Below are 17,715 nucleotides of genomic sequence, written 5' to 3' on the forward strand. Positions count from 1 at the left end.
CGCCGCCCGAGGGTCTCCGCCCGCCCCGGAGCCGCATCCGCTCCTGCCGTGACCACCTGCTGCGATCCACCGGTCCACCCCCTCCGCGCCGGCCCTGCCGCGCTGTCGGCTCAGCGCCCTGCTCCGCAGATTAGGCGTGCGCCAAGCAGCGGGTTCGGGGCTGTGGATAACTCCGGATCGCCGCGGCCGCCGGCCCTAGTCGACCAGGGGCAGCAGTTCCGGAAGGTGGCCGTCCGAAGCCAGGGCAGCGGTCCGGCGTTCCTCGCTGACCGGGGCGTAGGTCGTGGTGCGGGGGCGGGCCGGGCGGCCTGCGTGGTCGGCGATGGCGATGAGGTCCTGGATGGAGCGGTAGGAGCCGTAACTCGAGCCCGCCATGCGGGAGATGGTCTCCTCCATCAGGGTGCCGCCCAGGTCGTTGGCGCCGGAGCGGAGCATCTCGGCGGCGCCTTCCGTTCCGAGCTTGACCCAGCTGGTCTGGATGTTGGTGATGTGCGGGTGGAGCAGCACCCGGGCCATCGCCGTCACCGCGCGGTTGTCGCGGGTGGTGGGGCCGGGGCGGGCGATGCCGGCGAGGTAGACGGGGGCGTTGGTGTGGATGAAGGGGAGAGTGACGAACTCCGTGAAGCCGCCGGTCTCCTGCTGGATCTCGGCCAGCAGCCGCAGATGGCCGAGCCAGTGGCGCGGCTGGTCGACATGGCCGTACATCATCGTCGAGGACGAGCGGATGCCCAGCTCATGGGCGGTCTTGATGACCTCGACCCAGGTGGCGGTGGGCAGCTTGCCCTTGGTGAGGATCCAGCGGACCTCGTCGTCGAGGATCTCGGCGGCGGTACCGGGGATGGAGTCCAACCCGGCGGCCTTGGCCTCGGTGAGCCACTCACGGATGGACAGGCCCGTACGCGTCGCGCCGTTGACGACCTCCATGGGCGAGAAGGCGTGCACATGCATACCGGGGACGCGTTCCTTGACGGCGCGCGCGATGTCGAAGTACGCCGTCCCGGGCAGGTCGGGGTGGATGCCGCCCTGCATGCACACCTCCACCGCCCCGACCTCCCACGCCTGCTCGGCGCGGTCGGCGACCTGGGAGAGGGAGAGGGTGTAGGCGTCGGCATCCGTGCGGCGCTGGGCGAACGCGCAGAAACGGCAGCCGGTGTAGCAGACGTTGGTGAAGTTGATGTTCCTGGTGACGATGTAGGTGACGTCGTCGCCGACGGTGTCGCGGCGCAGCTCGTCGGCGATGGTGCAGAGGGCGTCCAGGGCGGGCCCGTCGGCGTGCAGCAGCGCCAGCGCCTCCGCGTCGGTGAGCTTGGTGGGGTCGTCGGCGGCCTGCGACAGGGCCCCTCGTACGTCGGTTTCGATGCGCTCCGGCGCCATCCCGGGGGCGGCGGCCTCCCGCAGCGCCTCCCAGTCGCCGTAGACCTCGTCGAAGTCGTCGCGGCGGTCGGCGGTGCGGCCTTCGGTGTCGATGGTGCGGTGCAGGTCCGTACGGCCCGAGGAGCTCATCGTGAAGCCCTCGTCGGGCTCCTGCCAGGGGCGGCCCACCACGGGAGCGTCCTCCACCGCCAGGCCCGTCTCCGGGTCGGCGAGCGCACGCACATGGGGCAGCAGGCGGGGGTCGAGCCACGGCTCCCCGCGCTGGAGGAACTCCGGGTAGATGGGGAGCCGTTCCCGCAGCGCGAACCCGGAGGCGGCGCAGCGCTCGGTCAGCTCGTCGATCTGCGGCCAGGGGCGCTCGGGGTTCACATGGTCGAGGGTCAGCGGGGAGACGCCGCCCCAGTCGTCGATCCCGGCGGCGATGAGCAGCGCGTACTCGCCGTCGACGAGGTTGGGCGGCGCCTGGATGCGGGTCGAGGGGCCCATGATGTGCCGGGCAACCGCGATGGTCGCGGCCAGCTCCTCCAGTTCGGCGTCCGGCATTCCGCGCATCGCCGTGTCCGGTTTGGCGCGGAAGTTCTGCATGATCAGTTCTTGGATGCCGTGGTACGCGCGCTGGATACGGCGCAGCGCGAAGAGGGATTCGGCGCGCTCCTCGTACGTCTCGCCGATGCCGATGAGCAGCCCGGTGGTGAAGGGGACGTTGGAACGGCCGGCGTCCTCCAGGACGCGCAACCGGACGGCGGGCTCCTTGTCGGGCGATCCGTAGTGGGGGCCGCCGGGCTCGCTCCACAGCCGCTCGGCGGTCGTCTCCAGCATCATCCCCAGGGACGGGGCGACGGGCTTGAGCCGCTGGAAGTCCGTCCAGGACAGCACCCCGGGGTTGAGGTGCGGCAGCAGACCGGTCTCCTCCAGGACGCGGATCGCCATGGCGCGGACGTACGAGAGCGTGTCGTCGTAGCCGTGCGCCTCCAGCCACTCGCGGGCCTCGGGCCAGCGGTCCTCCGGCTTGTCCCCCAGGGTGAAGAGGGCTTCCTTGCAGCCCAGTTCGGCGCCGCGGCGGGCGATGTCCAGCACCTCGTCGGGCGACAGGAACATCCCGTGGCCGTCACGGCGCAGCTTGCCGGGGACGGTGACGAAGGTGCAGTAGTGGCACTTGTCCCGGCACAGCCGCGTCAGGGGGATGAAGACGCCGCGCGAGTACGTGATGACCCCGGGCCGTCCGGCGGCCTCCAGGCCGGCGTCCCGCACCCTGGCCGCGGAGGCGCACAGGTCCGTGAGATCCGCGCCGCGCGCCTGCAGCAGCACCGCGGCCTCGCCGGCGTCCAGCGCCACTCCGTCGCGGGCCCGCTTGAGCGCGCGGCGCATCGCATTGGCGGTCGGCCGGTCCTGAGCGGCGGGCCCGGCACCCGTTTCGCGGTCGGTCCCTTGGTCGGACGCCTGGTCAGGTCCCTGCGCGCTGGAAGTCATCCTCCGAGGATACGAGCGCCCACCGACAGCGCCGCCGCCGGACAACGGGCGGTCGTGTGCCACTGATCACTACGGACGGTGGTTCCGTCCGGGCCCGGAAGGGGCACTTCCCGGTGGCGGCTCGCCGCACGCCTACATACCGGCCAAGAGCTCGTCGGAGTACGTCCTGGTCAAGAACTCCATGTTGTGGCCGTCGGGGTCGTCGAGGTAGAGACCACGGCCGCCGTCCCGGGTGTTGATCTCCTGAGGCCTGGTGTGCATGGGGTCGGCCCAGTAGGGGAGCCCGCGTTCCTGTATGCGGCCGAAGATCTGGTCGAACTCGTCCTCCGTCACCAGGAACGCATAGTGCGTGGGGGCGAACTTGCCGTCGGCCACATGCTCGGCGTAGTCGAGGGCCACTCCGTTGTCGAGCTGGAGAGCGGCGAAGGGGCCGAACGCCTTGGGTTCGGGCGCGCCGAGCAGATCGGCCAGGAACCGGGCGGAGGCGAAACGGTCGGTGCTGTGCACGATCGTGTGGTCGAGGCGAGGCATGGGATCTCCTTGATCTCTCTGGTCGCATGAGCAACGCGCCCCTGATCTGCTGCACGGGGCGGACCGATGCCCTCTTGGACCGCTGATCTTCGTGGACCTCTTGGAGCCTTGATCTTCTTGGCCGTTGGCCTTCTCCTCGGGCCGCCGATCCGCGGTGGGGTCCGCGGCCCTTCACCTTCGACGCTACGACTGCGGAGCCCGCCGCGGATCGTTCTCCGGTACCGACCCGGGCGGGAGGCCATACACCGCTGGTCCTAGGCCCTGGAGCAGCCCGCGGAAGGGCCTCCCTCAGGGCCCGCAGGCACCCTGCCCGCCGGCCCTCCCGTCACCCAACCCGCATGGCGCACTCCCCTGCGTCACCCGTCACAAGTGCTGCGCGAAGTCGTCCAGAGTGCGCAGCACATCGGCCTCCCCGGCAGATGGCAGTTGCAGTACCACCTCCTGTACGCCCAGCTCGCGGTAGTGCGCCAGCTTCCCGGTCGAGGGCCGGACCGCGTAGGGCACCACCACCGGCTCGCCCGTGCGCCCGGCGTCCGACCACGCCCGCCGCAGCACCGGAACGTGCTCCGCCAGCCCGCGTCCGCCGATCGGCAGCCACCCGTCGGCGTACTCGGCGATCTGCCCGAAGAGCTTGGGGCCGGCCGCGCCGCCCAGGAGGATGCGCGGCGCGCCGCGCACCGGCTTCGGGTGGGCGAGGGAGGCCCGTACGGACCCGAATTCACCTTGGTACGCGGTCGGTTCCTCGGCCCACAGGGCGCGCATCAGGGCCACCCGGTCGCGGGTCAGCGCACGACGGGTCGACCACTCGACCCCGTGGTCGGCGGCCTCCTCGACGTTCCAGCCGTAGCCGACGCCGAGCGTGAAGCGGCCCCCGGAGAGGAAGTCGAGGGTCGCGATCTGCTTGGCCAGGTCGATCGGGTCGTGCTGCGCGACGAGGGTGATGCCGGTGCCGAGGGCGAGCCGCTCGGTGACCGCGGCGGCCTGGCCGAGCGCGATGAACGGGTCGAGGGTGCGGCCGTATTCGCGGGGCAGCGGCTCGCCCATCGGGGCGGGGGTCTCCCGGCCTGCGGGGATATGGGTGTGCTCGGGGAGATAGAGGCCGTCGAATCCGCGCTGCTCCAGCTCGCGGCCCAGCCGGTCCGGCCGGATCGTCTCGTCGGTCAGGAAGATCGTGGTCGCGATCCGCATACGGGACACCTCCGCGTCAGGCGTGTGAGGGACCGAATGTTGCCGCACCGCCCGACGGTTATCCACAGGCCTTTCGCTCTCCGTCACACGCGCGTACAACAGTTTTCACGCGGCGCAACGAGCCGACCGCGGATGGTACGAGACGGCAGGACACGGACACGACGCAGGCCGAGACCGGCATGAGACGACACGGGGGGCTGGGATGGAACGACGCGACCTTCTGAGACTGTCGGCGGTTGCGGGCGCGACGGGCGCGCTTACGCTCGGACGTGTGAGCTTCGCCGACGCCTCACCCGCTGCCGGGCAAGCCGGGGGCGGGCCGGGCGAGCAGACCCGGCGGGTGACCGGCCATCTGCCCACGGGCGCCCCGGACTTCGTCTATCTGCCGGTCGAGGTACCGCACGGCGTCCGCGAGATCGCCGTCGCCTACCGCTACGACAGGCCCGCCGTCCCCGAGGGCACACCCGGCAACGCCTGCGACATCGGCATCTTCGACGAGCGGGGCACCGGCCTCGGCGGCGCCGGCTTCCGCGGCTGGTCGGGCGGGGCGCGTACGGAGTTCTTCCTGCGCGCCGACGACGCCACCCCCGGATACCTGCCGGGCCCCGTCAACGCGGGTACCTGGCATATCGCCCTGGGGCCGTACACGGTCGCGCCGCAGGGCCTCTCCTACGACGTCACGGTCACCTTGCGGTACGGGCCCCGGGGACACACCCCGGCGCCCGTCCATCCGCCCGAACGTGCCCGGGGCCGTGGCCGCGCCTGGTACCGGGGCGACAGCCATCTGCACTCCGTCCACTCCGACGGCAAACGCACCCCCGCCGAGATCGCCGCGCTGGCCCGCGCCGCCGGGCTGGACTTCATCAACACCTCCGAGCACAACACCACCTCCGCGCACCGTGCCTGGGAGGGTCTGTGGGGCGATGACCTGCTGATCCTGACCGGTGAGGAGGTCACCACCCGTAATGGGCACGTGGTGGCGATGGGCACCGACCCCGAGGTCTTCATCGACTGGCGCTACCGGGCCCGCGACAACGCCTTCGGGAAGTACGCGCGGGCCATCCGGCGGGCCGGCGGCCTGGTCATCCCGGCACATCCGCACGCCACCTGCATCGGCTGCAACTGGAAGTTCGGGCTGAACGACGCGGATGCGGTGGAGGTCTGGAACGGCCCGTACACCCCCGATGACGAGATCACCCTCGCCGAATGGGACAACACCCTGGTCGCGCACGCCCGTGGCCGCGCGGACTGGTTGCCGGCCGTCGGACACAGCGACGCCCACCGCGACCCGGATGTGGTGGGCCTGCCGCAGACCGTGGTCCTCGCCGACGATCTCTCGCGCCGAGCCCTGCAGGACGGCATCCGGGCGGGCCGGGTCTGGATCGCCGAGTCGTCGAAGGTCGAACTGGCCTTCTCCGTCACCGGTGAACGCGGCGAACACGCCGGAATCGCCGAGCGCCTGGAGGTCCCCCGTACGGCGAAGGTCACGGCACATCTCCAGGTCTCCGGCGCCCCGGGCTGCACCGCCTCCTTCGTCACCGACCAGGGGCGGCTGTACTCCACCCCGCTGCCCGCCTCGGGCAACGGCACCGTCAGCTGGCAGACCACCGCGGATTACGCCGCCTACATACGCGCGGAAGTCCGCCACCCTTCGACGATCCCAGGCCTGCCGGGCCCGATGGCAGCCATGACCAACCCGGTCTTCCTGGGCCGCTGGAGCTGACAGCGGCTTCGTCGGGCTCAGACCGGCAGGCCTGGACAGCCGCGTCATCGGTCTCTGACCGGCAGGCGAGGGGCAGAACCCGCCGGCGCCCGCCGCGATGGCGGGGCGCCGCGTAATTTGGCGGGGAGGCGTGAGCGATCGCTGGGAAGCGGGGCCGGTCGCTGAGAGACATGGGCAGTGGCCAGGGATCACGGCCGGCTGCCGGGAATCATGATCCATCGGGGAGGGGCGGGCGCTCATGCGTGCCATGCAGTTCGAGCGGTTCGGGGGACCGGAGGTCCTGCGGAAGGCCGAGGTACCGGACCCGGTGGCGGGGCCGGGCGAGACGCTGGTCGAGGTGGAGGCCGCGGGCGTCAACTTCGGCGACATCAAGCAGATCGCGGGCGAGCAGCCCGACGGTCCGTACGCGCCGAAGGGGCCGCTGCCGCGCATCCCCGGCCTGGAGGTCGTCGGCCGGACCCCGGACGGCCGACGGGTCCTCGGCTATGTCCTGCAGGGCGGCTATGCGGCGAGGACGGTCGTCCCCGACCGTGACCTGGTCGCGTTACCGGACGGGGTGAGCGCGGGCGAGGCACTGGCCCTGCTGGTACAGGGGCTGACGGCGTGGCATGTACTGCGGTCGGTCGCCCGCATACGCCCCGGCGAGAGCGTCGTGGTCCACGCCGCGGCGGGCGGGACGGGCAGTCTCGCCGTCCAACTGGCCCGGGAGTTCGGGGCGGGACGCGTCATCGCCACGGCCTCATCGGAGGAGAAGCGCGCCTTTGCCCTCGAACTCGGCGCGGACGCGGCCGTCGACGGCGACGCGGAGGACTACAAGGAGCGGGTCCTCGACGCCAATCATGGACGCCCGGTCGACATCATCCTGGACGCCATCGGTGGCCCGGTCCTCGACTCCGCCTTGGACACACTCGGATACCTCGGTCGGCTGGTCACCTACGGCTCCTCGTCCCGGCAGGCCGCCTCGGCTCTCGCGCCGAGCCGCCTCGCGGTGGAGAACATCGGCGTCGCCGGTTTCTGGCTCATCCCACTCCTCGCCCGGAACGGAGCCGGTGGGCCGGCCCTTGAGGAGTTGCTCGACCTCACGGCGCGGGGACGCCTGCGCCCCCTGGTCGGCACGGAGTACGACCTCGCGCGGGCTCGCGACGCACATGAGGACCTGCTCGCCCGCCGAACGAAGGGAAAGCTGATACTCCGCCCATGAGGCGAACGGCCTCCCATGCGGCGCATCCTCCGCCCGTGAGACGGCCTCCCCTGCGGCGGACCCTCCGCCCCTAAGGGGCCCCCGCCATTCCTCCGCTCGTCCCCCTAGTCCCCGCCTGGTCCTCCGCCTAGTCCTCCACGACCAACGCCGGCGTCGCCCGGGTCAACACCCCGCCGCGGAAGAAGGCGGGGCTGCGGCGCTGCATCACCAGCATGATCACGAGGCCCAGGGCCAGCAGGCCGACGCCGATGACGAAGACCGAGCCGACACCGAGGACCGAACTGCCCGAGCCGTAGGCGGGATCCCACATGTCGATGAGGGTCTTGAAGAAGACGGCCGCGAGCAGGACTCCGCCCAGGACCGGGAAGACCCCCTTGAACAGCAGGTCGCGGGCCGATTTCCGCAGCTCGCGGCGGAAGAACCAGGCGCAGGCGAAAGCCGTGATCGCGTAGTAGAAGCAGATCATGAGGCCGAGCGCATAGATGGTGTCGATGAGGACGTTCTCGCTGAGGAAGCTCATCACGGAGTAGAAGACTCCGGTGGCGACGCCGGCCGCGATGGTCGCCCTGCCCGGGGAGCGGAAGCGCGGGTGGATCGTGGCGAAGGACGCCGGCAGCGCCTCGTAGGTGCTCATCGCCAGGACCGTACGGGCCACCGGGATGAACGTGGTCTGCAAGCTGGCCGCGGCCGAGGCGAGGACCGCGACGAAGAGCAGTACGCCGAGCACGGTGCCCATGACGGGGTCGGCGAGGGCGGCGAAGACGTTGTCGGCGGTGTCCGGGTTGCCCAGGCCCAGGCCCTTCCCCCCGACGCCGGAGAACATCTGCGAGGCCACAGCGGTGAGCAGGTAGGAGCCGATCAGCACGACCATGGCCAGCAGGGCGGCGCGGCCGGGCGTCTTCGCGCTGCCGGCGGTCTCCTCGTTGACCGTGAGGCAGGTGTCCCAGCCCCAGAACATGAAGATCGACAGCGACAGCCCGGCCGTGAAGGCGGAGAACGACTGGACGGCGAACGGGTCGAGCCAGGTCCAGGAGAAGTCGATGGAGCCGGCGAAGTCACCGGACTGCGCCTTGATCACGGCCAGCGCGACGAACACGGCGAGCACCGCGAGCTGCAGGCCGACCAGGGTGTACTGGACACCCTTGGTGGCGGTCATCCCGCGATAGCTGATGGCCGTGGCGGCGGCGATGAAGACCAGACAGGTCAGGACGTGGGCGGCCTTGTTGTCGTCCAGGGCGGCGACGGCCGGGCTGCCGGTGAGTTCGCCGAGCAGCAGATAGAAGAACGAGGTGGCGACGCCGGCCAGGTTGGAGAGCACGATGATCGTCGCGATCACCAGCCCCCAGCCGCACATCCAGCCGACGCGTGGGCCGAAGGCCTTGACCGTCCAGGTGAAGGAGGTGCCACAGTCCGGCACCGCGTTGTTGAGCTCGCGGTAGGCGAAGGCGACCAGCAGCATCGGCAGGAAGCCCGCGAGGAAGACCGCGGGCATCTGCACCCCGACCTCGCCGACCGTGGGGCCGAGCGTCGAGGTGAGGCAGTAGACGGGTGCGACGGTCGAGATGCCGATGACCGCGCTGCCGAGCAGGCCCACGGAGTTGCCGCTGAGGCCCTTGCTGCGGGTGTCACTGCCGGTGGCACCGACGCTCGTTACCGTGTCTCCGGTCTGGGGGCGGGGGTCGACCTGAACCATGAACAGGACGTTAAGGGCTGCTGTATCCGCATCCGGAAGATCATCCTCCGCGGGTCACGCCTTCAACACGATGGATAGCATGGCATTCATGCCGCGCAATCCAAAGTGGATTCCACCGTCAACCTTCGACTCAATGGTTTCGACATACATCTTTCACATTGCGAGAACCGCAGCACTGTCCCTTTTGTGGCGGTTCCAAATTTTCCCGTCGGGCTTCCGAACGCCACACGACGCCCCCATCGGCCCCCGCCCTCGGCTCCTCGCCTCCCTCGCGCCCCTCGGCCCCCAACTCCCTCGCCCCTCGCCCCCGAGGCCCTCACCCCTCACCCCTCACCCCTCACCCCTCACCCCTCACCCCTCACCCCGCCCAGACGATCGCCTGCAGCTCGCTGTACGCATGCAGCGCGTAGGAGCCCACGTCCCGCCCGACCCCGCTCTTCTTGAAGCCGCCGAAGGGCGCTTCCATGTTCCGGCCGACCGTGTTCACGCCGACCCCGCCGGCCCGCAGCTGCCGGGCCACCCGGAAGGCGCGGGCGCTGTCGCCGGACCACACGTAGTCGATGAGCCCGTAGTCGCTGTCGTTGGCGAGGGCCACCCCCTCGTCCTCCTCGTCGAAGGGCACCACGACCACCACCGGACCGAAGATCTCCTCCCGCACCACCCGCATGTCGGCGGTGCAGTCGGCCAGCAGCGTCGGCGCGACATAGAAGCCGCGCTCCGGAGCGGACGGCCGCGCACCGCCCGCCACGACCCGTGCGCCTTCCTTCCTGCCCAGCTCCACATACGACTCGACCCGGTCGCGGTGCGCGGCCGAGATCACCGGTCCGACCACCGTTCCCTGCGCGCGCGGGTCGCCGACCCGGAGGTGCCCGATGTACTGCGTCAGCCGCGTCACCAGCTCCTCGTACACCCCTCTCTGCACGATCACCCGCGTCGGTGCGGTACAGATCTGCCCGCTGTAGAAGGAGTACGTCGTGCCGATGCCGGCCACCGCCGAGTCCAGGTCCGCGTCGTCGAAGACCACCGCGGCGCCCTTGCCGCCCAGCTCCATGAGCTGGCGTTTCATCCCGCGTCCGCACACCTCGGCGATGCGCTGCCCGACGGCGGTCGAGCCCGTGAAGCTGACCATGTCCACGTCCGGCGAGTCCACGGCCGCCTCGCCCACCTCCGCGGAGGCGCCGCTCACGACGTTCACCACCCCCGGCGGCGCCCCCGCCTCCGCCAGCGCCGCCACCATCCGGTACACCGACAGCGGGTCCTGCGGGGCGGGCTTCACGACGACGGTGTTGCCCATCGCCAGGGCCGGGGCGATCTTGCCCGCCGGGTTCGCCCACGGGTTGTTGTACGAGGTGATGCAGGTGACGACGCCGACGGGCCGGCGTGCGGCGAGAGCGCCCAGCACGGCCGCCCTCCCCATCGGCCCCGCCTCGTTGATCTGCGGCGGCAGCCCCTGCTCGACCGGCTCCAGCGCCCCCTTCGCATACCGCCTGAAGCGCGCCACCCCCACCGCGACCTGCATCCCGCGCGCGGTCCCGGTCGTGGCGCCGCTCTCCGCCTGAGCCAGCTCGGCGTGCGCCGCGAAGTCGCGCTGCATCACCTCCGCGGCCCGGTCGAGGATCGCGGCGCGCTCCTGCGGCGAGGTACGGGACCAGGCCTCGAACGCCTCGCGCGCCGTGGCCGCGGCCTCGTACACCTGCGCCCGGCTCGCCTCGGGCGCGAGTCCGACGACCGCCTCCGTCGCCGGATCGATGACCTCGTAACGACCACCGTCGGGCTCGACCCACTCACCGCCGATGAACAGCCGCTCCACGATCGTCACGTGACACTCCCCTCCCCCATGCCCCGTCCGGCGAGGCCGACTCCGCGCGCGCCCCGTCCCACCAGGACGACGTCGCACCCGCGCGGCCGGAAAGGCACGAGGCCGCACGCGCCCCGCCCCGCCCGCGCCCTCCCATACGCATCTCGCGCCACCACCCTCACTTCGTACTCACCGTCCGCGTGTCCCGCCCCGACCGCAGCACCGTCCCCGGCACCGCGCCGGTCACCACGTCCTCGCGGATCGTCTCGACGCCGTTGACCCACACCGCGTTGATGCCGATCGCCCGGGAGTCCAGCCGGGGACTGTCGCCGGGCAGGTCGTGGACGAGCGTGGCCTTGCCCGCGTCGATCCGTTCCGGGTCGAAGAGGACCAGGTCCGCGTGCCAGCCCTCCTCGATGCGGCCGCGCTCGCGCAGGCCGAAGAGCTGTGCGGGGTCGTCGGTCAGCATCTTCACCGCCTGCTCCAGACCCATCAGCTTCCTGCCCCGCAGACAGTCGCCGAGGAAGCGCGTCGTGTACGGCGCACCGCACATCCGGTCCAGATGGGCACCCGCGTCGGAGCCGCCCAGCAGTACGTCCTCGTGCTGCCAGGTCTCGGCGCGCAGCGCCCAGGAGGCCGGGTCGTTGTCGGTGGGCATCGGCCACAGCACCGTCCGCAGCCCGTCGTTGACGCAGATCTCGACGAGGCAGGCGAAGGGTTCCAGACCGCGCTCGGCCGCGATGTCCTGGACGACGCGCCCGGTCAGGCCCTCGTTCGCCGGGGAGTAGGTGTCCCCGATGACATACCGGCCGAAGTCGGTGAGCCGCCGGAAGACGCCCGCCTCCTTGCTGCCGGCGCTCCGCAGCATCTCGGCCCGGACGTCGGGGTCGTGGAGTTTCTCGATGCGCTCGGGTAGCGGCAGGCCCAGGATCTCGCCCCAGCCGGGGATGAGGTTCAGGGCGCAGAAGGTGCCGAGGGACATGTTCATGGGCGTGAGGATCGGCATCGTCAGGGCCACGATCCGGGCGCCGGCCTCCCGGGCCCGCTCACTGGCGACGAGCTGGCGCGGCACCCGCTCGGGCACCGCCGCGTCGATCGTCAGGACGTTCCAGTTCAGCGGACGCCCGGCCGCCGCGCTCATCGCCACGAACAGCTCGATCTCGTCGTCGTCGAACTGGTCGAGACAGCCCGCCACGATCGCCTCGATCTGGGTGCCCTCGTGTGCGGCGACGGCCCGCGACAGTGCGAGCAGCTCCGCCGGTGCGGCGTGCCGGGAGGCGACCGGCTGCCCGTCACCGTCGGAGTGGGTGGTGGACTGGGTGGTCGAGAAGCCCCAGGCCCCGGCGTCCATCGCCTCGTGGAAGAGGGCCAGCATCTCGTCCAGCTGCTCGGGCGTCGGCTGCCCGCCCACGGCGTCCGCACCCATGACGTACCGGCGCAGCGCGCAATGTCCCACCATGAACCCCGCGTTGACGGCGATCCGCCCCTCCAGCGCGTCCAGGTACTCGCCGAACGAGCTCCAGGTCCAGGGCGCGCCCTCTTCGAGCGCCACCAGGGACATGCCCTCGACCTTGGCCATCATCCGCCGGGTGTAGTCGGCGTCGGCGGGCCGCCCGGGGTGCAGCGGCGCCAGGGTGAAGCCGCAGTTGCCGCCCGCCACGGTCGTCACGCCGTGGTTGAGCGAAGGGGTGGCGTACGGGTCCCAGAACAACTGCGCGTCGTAGTGCGTGTGCGGATCGACGAAACCGGGGGCGAGGACGCGCCCGGTCGCGTCCTCGCTGGTCCTCGCCTCCTCGGTGACGGTGCCGGGCGGGGCGACGACCGCGATACGGCCGTCGCGGATGCCGACGTCGGCGGTGTACGAGGGCGTGCCCGTACCGTCCACAACGGTCGCGCCCTTGATCAGGTGGTCGAGCATGGGCGGTGCGCCCCCTTCCGCTCGGCGGGACCAACTGCCCGCGGCCTCTCCCGGCCGGACCAGCGGCCCGCGGCTTTTCTCGGCAGGAACCGGTTGCCCGCGGCGTGCCCCGGCCGGAGTCAGCCGCCCGCGGCCTGACGGAACCGGGTCGTCCGGTGCACCGGGTCGGTGTCGATCTTCGGGATCACGTGTTCACCGATGAGCTTGAGCGTGTTCATGGTGTCCTCGTACGAGACCCCGATCGGCAGCCCGAAGCTGAGCTGGTCGGCACCGGCCTGCTCCCAGCGTCTGCACTGCTGGAGCACCTCGTCCGGATCGCCGCAGATCATCAGCTCCTCGGCAATCAGCAGCTCGATGACCTCGGCGGTGTAGTCGGGCAGCAGCTCGGGCCACTGGGGGATGCCGTCGGGCCGCGGGAAGGTGTCGTGGTAGCGGAACACCAGCGACTGGAGGTAGTTGAGGCCTCCGTTGACCGCGATCTCGACCGCCTTGTCATGCGTCTCGGCGCAGATGGCCGTCGACGTCACCATCACGTTGTCGTTGACGAAGCCGCCGACCGGTTCGGCCTCCCGGATCGCCGTCTTGTACTGCTCCAGCACCCACTCCATGTCGGAGACCTTCTGCACGCTGAACCCGAGGACGCCCAGGCCCTTCTTCGCTGCCATGGCGTACGAGGACGGCGAGCCGGCCGCGTACCACATCGCCGGGTGCGCGGCCCCGTACGGCTTGGGGAAGATCTTCCGGGGCGGCAGTTGCCAGTGCTTGCCCTGGAACCCGACGTACTCCTCCTGGAGCCACATCTTCGGGAACTCGGCGATGGTCTCTTCCCAGATCTCCTTGGTGTGGTTCATGTCGGTGATGCCCGGCAGGAACCCCAGGATCTCGTGGCTGCCGGCGCCCCGCCCGCTGCCGAACTCGAAGCGGCCCTCGCTGAGATGGTCGAGCATGGCGACCTTCTCGGCGACCTTCACCGGGTGGTTGACCTGGGCGAGGGGGTTGAAGATCCCGGATCCCAGATGGATCCGCTCGGTCGCATGGGCCAGGTAGCCGAGGAAGACGTCGTTGGCGGAGAGGTGCGAGTACTCCTCCAGGAAGTGGTGCTCGGACGCCCAGGCGTACTTGAAGCCGGACTTGTCCGCCTGGATGACGTACTCGGTCTCCTCCATCAGCGCCTTGTGCTCCGCGAGCGGGTCGGTCTCGGCCCGCTTGCCCACGTATCCCTGTACAAAGAGCCCGAATTCCAAGGAGGTTCACCGTCCCTGAGCTATTTCTGACGCATCGTCAGATTTGATGTGCCGACTGTTCCACCGTGGGCGGGGAGCGTCAATAGCCGCTGCCCGGATGGCTGACGGGCCGGGTGGCCGACTGGCTGACCGGCCGGCTGCCGGGCAGGCAACCGGCCGCCGCCCGTCAGCCGATGCTGACCCCCGCCAGCCACCCGCCGTCGACGACGAACGGCTGCCCGGTGATGTACGACGAGTCCTCGCACGACAGGAAGAGCGCCAGCTTGGCGACCTCCTCCGGCCGGCCGATCCGGCCCAGCGGCACCAGCTTCCGGTAGAGCTCGTCCACGGCCCGCTTCGACTCGGCGGGATCGACGCTCGGATCGAGCGCGGCCGGGTTGGTCATCGGGGTGTCCACCGCCCCCGGGCACACCGCGTTGACCCGGATCTTCTTGGCCGCCAGCTCCACCGCGGCCACCCGGGTGAGCCCGAGGACCGCATGCTTGGTCGCGGCATAGGCGCCGACGAAGGCCATGCCCGTCAGGGCCGTGTACGAGGCGGTGTTGACGATCGTGCCGCCGCCCGCCGCCTCGATCTCCGGCGCCACGGTACGTATCCCGAGGAAGCAGCCGACCTGATTGACCTGCACCACCTGCTGGAACTCCTCCAACGGCGTCGACACCAGCTCGTTGAAGCGGAGGATCCCCGCGTTGTTGACCAGCCCGTCGATCATCCCGAAGGCGTCCTTGGCGGCCACGGCCGCCGCCTGCCAGTCCGCCTCCTTCGTCACATCCAGGTGCACGAAGCGGGCCCGGTCCTCCCCCAGCTCCTGGGCGAGCGCCTCGCCCTGCGCGTCGAGCACATCCCCGAGCACGACCTTCGCGCCCTCCGCGACGAACAGCCGCGCCTCCTGCTCACCCTGCCCGCGCGCCGCACCCGTCACGATGACAACCCGCCCGTCGAGCTTGCCCATGCCTGCACTCCTCTGCTGGTGAGTACGTCCTCGCCGCCGCGGTCGTCAGCCGTCCGCCACTCGGCCGCCGGGCCCCGCCCTCCGCGGCTCCGCATCCGCCCGGACGTTGAGCTGCTCAGTCGTCCAGCTGCTCAGTCGTTCAGCAACGGCGCGACATCCGACCCGAACGCCGACATCTGCTCCGTCAGTTCGTCACGGCTGCGACTGCGGAACCGCACCTGGATCTGGTGCACCCCCATCGCCCCGTACTCCCGCAACGACTCCGCGATCCGCTCCGGCGCCCCGGACAGGGTCCGCCGGCCGGCCTCCCACCCCGGCTCGCCGACGTACAGCGGCTCGGCGATGGCACCGATCACGGCGGGCTCTTCGACACCGGCCGCCTCGCGCAGCCTGCGCAGCTTCCCGATCTGCGCCGGCAACTCCGCCCGCCGGTCCCCCTGCGGCAGCCACCCGTCACCGCGCACCGCGGCCCGGCGTACGGCGGCGGGCGAGGAACCGCCCACCCAGATCGGCGGCCGCGGCGTCTGCACGGGCCGCGGCGCCTGCCCCAGCCCCTCGAACGTGAACCGCTCCCCCGCGAACTCGGGGAACTCCTCGGGCCCCAGCGCCACCTTCAGCGCATCGACCACCTCGTCCACCACCGCCCCGCGCCGCTCGAAGTCCACCCCGAGCGCGTCGAACTCCTCCCGCACATGCCCGGCCCCGACCCCGAGGATCAGCCGCCCCCCGGAGAGCCGGTCCAGCGTCGCGTACTGCTTGGCCGTGACCAGCGGGTGCTTGAGCCCCACCACCGCCACATGGCTGAGCAGCCGCACCCGCTCGGTGACGGCGGCCAGATGCGCCAGCGTGGCGACCGGGTCGTACCACACGGTGCTCATCGCCTCGGCCAGCCGCCGCGGAATCGCGATGTGTTCACAGCAGGCGATGTACGCGAACCCGTGCCGGTCGGCGGCCTGCGCGACGGCCACCAGGTCCCCGGGCCCCGCCCCCGGCTCCCACCCCTCCGCGAACAGCGCGCTCTGCGCCTGCACCGGAAGCTGCATCCCATACGCCAGCCGCCCCGCACCGGGCCGCCACACCGCCTCGTACGCGCTGTCCATACGCCCTCCCGAGCACATCTGACGGTCCGTCACCTAACGTGCGCGGGACATCGTCGTGCTTGGGAAGCCATCAGGCAAGGGGTACGAGAGGGAGGGGCCGAAGAGCCGGCGCGAGGCGCAGGATCGCGGGGCGTTGAGGCCACCTGCGCCGAAGGACGTCCACCGGCTCGGGCAGGCCGCCGGCCCGCCCGCGGAGGGCCGCCGACGTACCGCACCTCGTCGGGCGCGCCCTCGGCGACTCCACGACCCCGGCGAAGAAAGGGGGCGGCCTACGGCGCGGCCCTCACGCCCCCGGCCCCGCCCACAGCCCCTCCCCCGTCAACCCCAGCAGGGAAATCGCGTTCCCCCGAACGATCTGTTCCACCACGTCCGGTGCCAGGTGGCCCATCTGGGACTCGCCCACCTCGCGCGACTTCGGCCAGGTCGAGTCCGAGTGCGGGTAGTCCGTCTCGTACAGGACGTTGCCCACGCCGATCGCGTCGAGGTTCTTCAGGCCGAAGGCGTCGTCGAAGAAGCAGCCGTAGACGTGCTCGGCGAAGAGTTCGGACGGTGGGCGCAGGACCTTGTCGGCGACGCCGCCCCAGCCGCGGTTCTCCTCCCAGACCACGTCCGCGCGTTCGAGGATGTACGGGATCCAGCCGATCTGCCCCTCGGCGTACATGATTTTCAGGTCGGGAAAGCGGTCGAACTTGCCGCTCATCAGCCAGTCGACCATCGAGAAACAGCAGTTGGCGAAGGTGATCGTCGAGCCGACGGCGGCCGGGGCGTCGGCGGAGGTCGACGGCATCTTCGACGAGGAGCCGATGTGCATGGCGACGACCGTGCCGGTCTCGTCGCAGGCGCGCAGGAAGGGGTCCCAGTAGTCGGTGTGGATGCTGGGCAGCCCCAGATGGGGCGGGATCTCGCTGAAGCAGACCGCCCGCACGCCGCGGGCCGCGTTGCGCCGCACCTCCGCGGCGGCCAGCTCCGCGTCCCACAGGGGGACGAGGGTCAGCGGGATCAGCCGGCCCTGCGCCTGCGGGCCGCACCACTCCTCCACCATCCAGTCGTTGTACGCACGCACCCCCAGCAGTCCCAGTTCGCGGTCCTTCGCCTCTGTGAAGGTCTGGCCGCAGAAGCGGGGGAAGGTGGGGAAGCAGAGAGCGGACTGGACGTGGTTGACGTCCATGTCGGCCAGCCGTTCGGGGACGCTGAAGGAGCCGGGGCGCATCTGTTCGTAGGTGATGCCCTCGAGCTTGATGTCGTCGCGGGAGCAACCGACGGCGGTGTCGAGGCGGGTCAGCGGCCGGCGCAGATCTTCGTAGACCCACCAGTCGGCTATCGGCCCGTCCTCTCCGGCGTCGCCCATCGTCGGGGCGAATCTGCCTCCCACGAAGGTCATCTCCCGCACCGGCGCCCGCACGATGCGCGGGCCGATGTCGCGGTACTTCGACGGGAGCCGGTCCCGCCAGACATGAGGGGGCTCCACCGTGTGGTCGTCCACCGAGATGATCTTCGGGAAGGTCTCCATGCCGGATACGGTA

12 protein-coding genes are annotated in these 17,715 nt (G+C 71.0%); 2 read left to right on the forward strand and 10 right to left on the reverse strand.

Annotated features, from left to right (window positions below):
- Nucleotides 1-195: 195 nt before the first annotated feature.
- The 3 genes from Scani_RS33050 to Scani_RS33060 all read right to left on the reverse strand — a co-directional run bounded on the left by Scani_RS33050 (nucleotide 196) and on the right by Scani_RS33060 (nucleotide 4,563).
- Nucleotides 196-2,844, reverse strand: coding sequence for a bifunctional FO biosynthesis protein CofGH (locus tag Scani_RS33050; RefSeq protein ID WP_159481405.1), 2,649 nt, complete (start codon nucleotides 2,842-2,844; stop codon nucleotides 196-198).
- Between the two features lie 132 nt (nucleotides 2,845-2,976).
- A complete protein-coding gene (locus Scani_RS33055) occupies nucleotides 2,977-3,375 on the reverse strand; it encodes a VOC family protein (protein ID WP_159481406.1) in 399 nt (132 codons plus the stop codon).
- A 363-nt stretch (nucleotides 3,376-3,738) separates the two neighbouring features.
- Entirely contained in the window at nucleotides 3,739-4,563 is an 825-nt protein-coding gene (locus tag Scani_RS33060) for a TIGR03619 family F420-dependent LLM class oxidoreductase (protein ID WP_159481407.1), read from the reverse strand.
- A gap of 202 nt (nucleotides 4,564-4,765) precedes the next feature.
- Between Scani_RS33060 and Scani_RS33065 the strand changes: the two genes are divergently transcribed.
- Both Scani_RS33065 and Scani_RS33070 read left to right on the forward strand, forming a co-directional pair.
- Entirely contained in the window at nucleotides 4,766-6,286 is a 1,521-nt protein-coding gene (locus tag Scani_RS33065) for a CehA/McbA family metallohydrolase (protein WP_174872782.1), read from the forward strand.
- A 238-nt stretch (nucleotides 6,287-6,524) separates the two neighbouring features.
- Entirely contained in the window at nucleotides 6,525-7,487 is a 963-nt protein-coding gene (locus Scani_RS33070) for a quinone oxidoreductase family protein (protein WP_159481409.1), read from the forward strand.
- Between the two features lie 127 nt (nucleotides 7,488-7,614).
- On the opposite strand, the gene Scani_RS33075 is transcribed toward Scani_RS33070, so the two are convergent.
- The 7 genes from Scani_RS33075 to Scani_RS33105 all read right to left on the reverse strand — a co-directional run bounded on the left by Scani_RS33075 (nucleotide 7,615) and on the right by Scani_RS33105 (nucleotide 17,702).
- Nucleotides 7,615-9,081: an APC family permease gene (locus Scani_RS33075; protein ID WP_443098672.1), complete on the reverse strand. Its 1,467-nt coding sequence runs from the start codon at nucleotides 9,079-9,081 to the stop codon at nucleotides 7,615-7,617.
- A 457-nt stretch (nucleotides 9,082-9,538) separates the two neighbouring features.
- Nucleotides 9,539-10,999: an aldehyde dehydrogenase family protein gene (locus Scani_RS33080; protein WP_159481411.1), complete on the reverse strand. Its 1,461-nt coding sequence runs from the start codon at nucleotides 10,997-10,999 to the stop codon at nucleotides 9,539-9,541.
- A 157-nt stretch (nucleotides 11,000-11,156) separates the two neighbouring features.
- Nucleotides 11,157-12,896, reverse strand: a complete 1,740-nt coding sequence (locus tag Scani_RS33085) for an N-acyl-D-amino-acid deacylase family protein (RefSeq protein WP_159481412.1) — start codon at nucleotides 12,894-12,896, stop codon at nucleotides 11,157-11,159.
- Nucleotides 12,897-13,015: 119 nt separating this feature from the next.
- Nucleotides 13,016-14,140, reverse strand: coding sequence for an LLM class flavin-dependent oxidoreductase (locus Scani_RS33090; protein ID WP_159481413.1), 1,125 nt, complete (start codon nucleotides 14,138-14,140; stop codon nucleotides 13,016-13,018).
- A gap of 166 nt (nucleotides 14,141-14,306) precedes the next feature.
- Nucleotides 14,307-15,092, reverse strand: a complete 786-nt coding sequence (locus Scani_RS33095; RefSeq protein ID WP_159481414.1) for an SDR family NAD(P)-dependent oxidoreductase — start codon at nucleotides 15,090-15,092, stop codon at nucleotides 14,307-14,309.
- Nucleotides 15,093-15,223: 131 nt separating this feature from the next.
- Nucleotides 15,224-16,192, reverse strand: coding sequence for a TIGR03619 family F420-dependent LLM class oxidoreductase (locus Scani_RS33100; RefSeq protein WP_159481415.1), 969 nt, complete (start codon nucleotides 16,190-16,192; stop codon nucleotides 15,224-15,226).
- 283 nt (nucleotides 16,193-16,475) lie between these two features.
- Nucleotides 16,476-17,702: an amidohydrolase family protein gene (locus tag Scani_RS33105; RefSeq protein ID WP_159481416.1), complete on the reverse strand. Its 1,227-nt coding sequence runs from the start codon at nucleotides 17,700-17,702 to the stop codon at nucleotides 16,476-16,478.
- Between the last annotated feature and the right edge of the window lie 13 nt (nucleotides 17,703-17,715).

Source organism: Streptomyces caniferus (genome assembly GCF_009811555.1).
GTDB lineage: Bacteria > Actinomycetota > Actinomycetes > Streptomycetales > Streptomycetaceae > Streptomyces > Streptomyces caniferus.

Excerpts from the sequence above, each read along its gene's own strand:
- Scani_RS33105 (WP_159481416.1), bottom strand. The coding sequence starts at position 17,702 with ATGGAGACCTTCCCGAAGATCATCTCGGTGGACGACCACACGGTGGAG.
- Scani_RS33060 (WP_159481407.1), bottom strand. The coding sequence starts at position 4,563 with ATGCGGATCGCGACCACGATCTTCCTGACCGACGAGACGATCCGGCCG.
- Scani_RS33085 (WP_159481412.1), bottom strand. The coding sequence starts at position 12,896 with ATGCTCGACCACCTGATCAAGGGCGCGACCGTTGTGGACGGTACGGGC.
- Scani_RS33065 (WP_174872782.1), top strand. The coding sequence starts at position 4,766 with ATGGAACGACGCGACCTTCTGAGACTGTCGGCGGTTGCGGGCGCGACG.
- Scani_RS33100 (WP_159481415.1), bottom strand. The coding sequence starts at position 16,192 with ATGGACAGCGCGTACGAGGCGGTGTGGCGGCCCGGTGCGGGGCGGCTG.
- Scani_RS33095 (WP_159481414.1), bottom strand. The coding sequence starts at position 15,092 with ATGGGCAAGCTCGACGGGCGGGTTGTCATCGTGACGGGTGCGGCGCGC.
- Scani_RS33070 (WP_159481409.1), top strand. The coding sequence starts at position 6,525 with ATGCGTGCCATGCAGTTCGAGCGGTTCGGGGGACCGGAGGTCCTGCGG.
- Scani_RS33050 (WP_159481405.1), bottom strand. The coding sequence starts at position 2,844 with ATGACTTCCAGCGCGCAGGGACCTGACCAGGCGTCCGACCAAGGGACC.
- Scani_RS33055 (WP_159481406.1), bottom strand. The coding sequence starts at position 3,375 with ATGCCTCGCCTCGACCACACGATCGTGCACAGCACCGACCGTTTCGCC.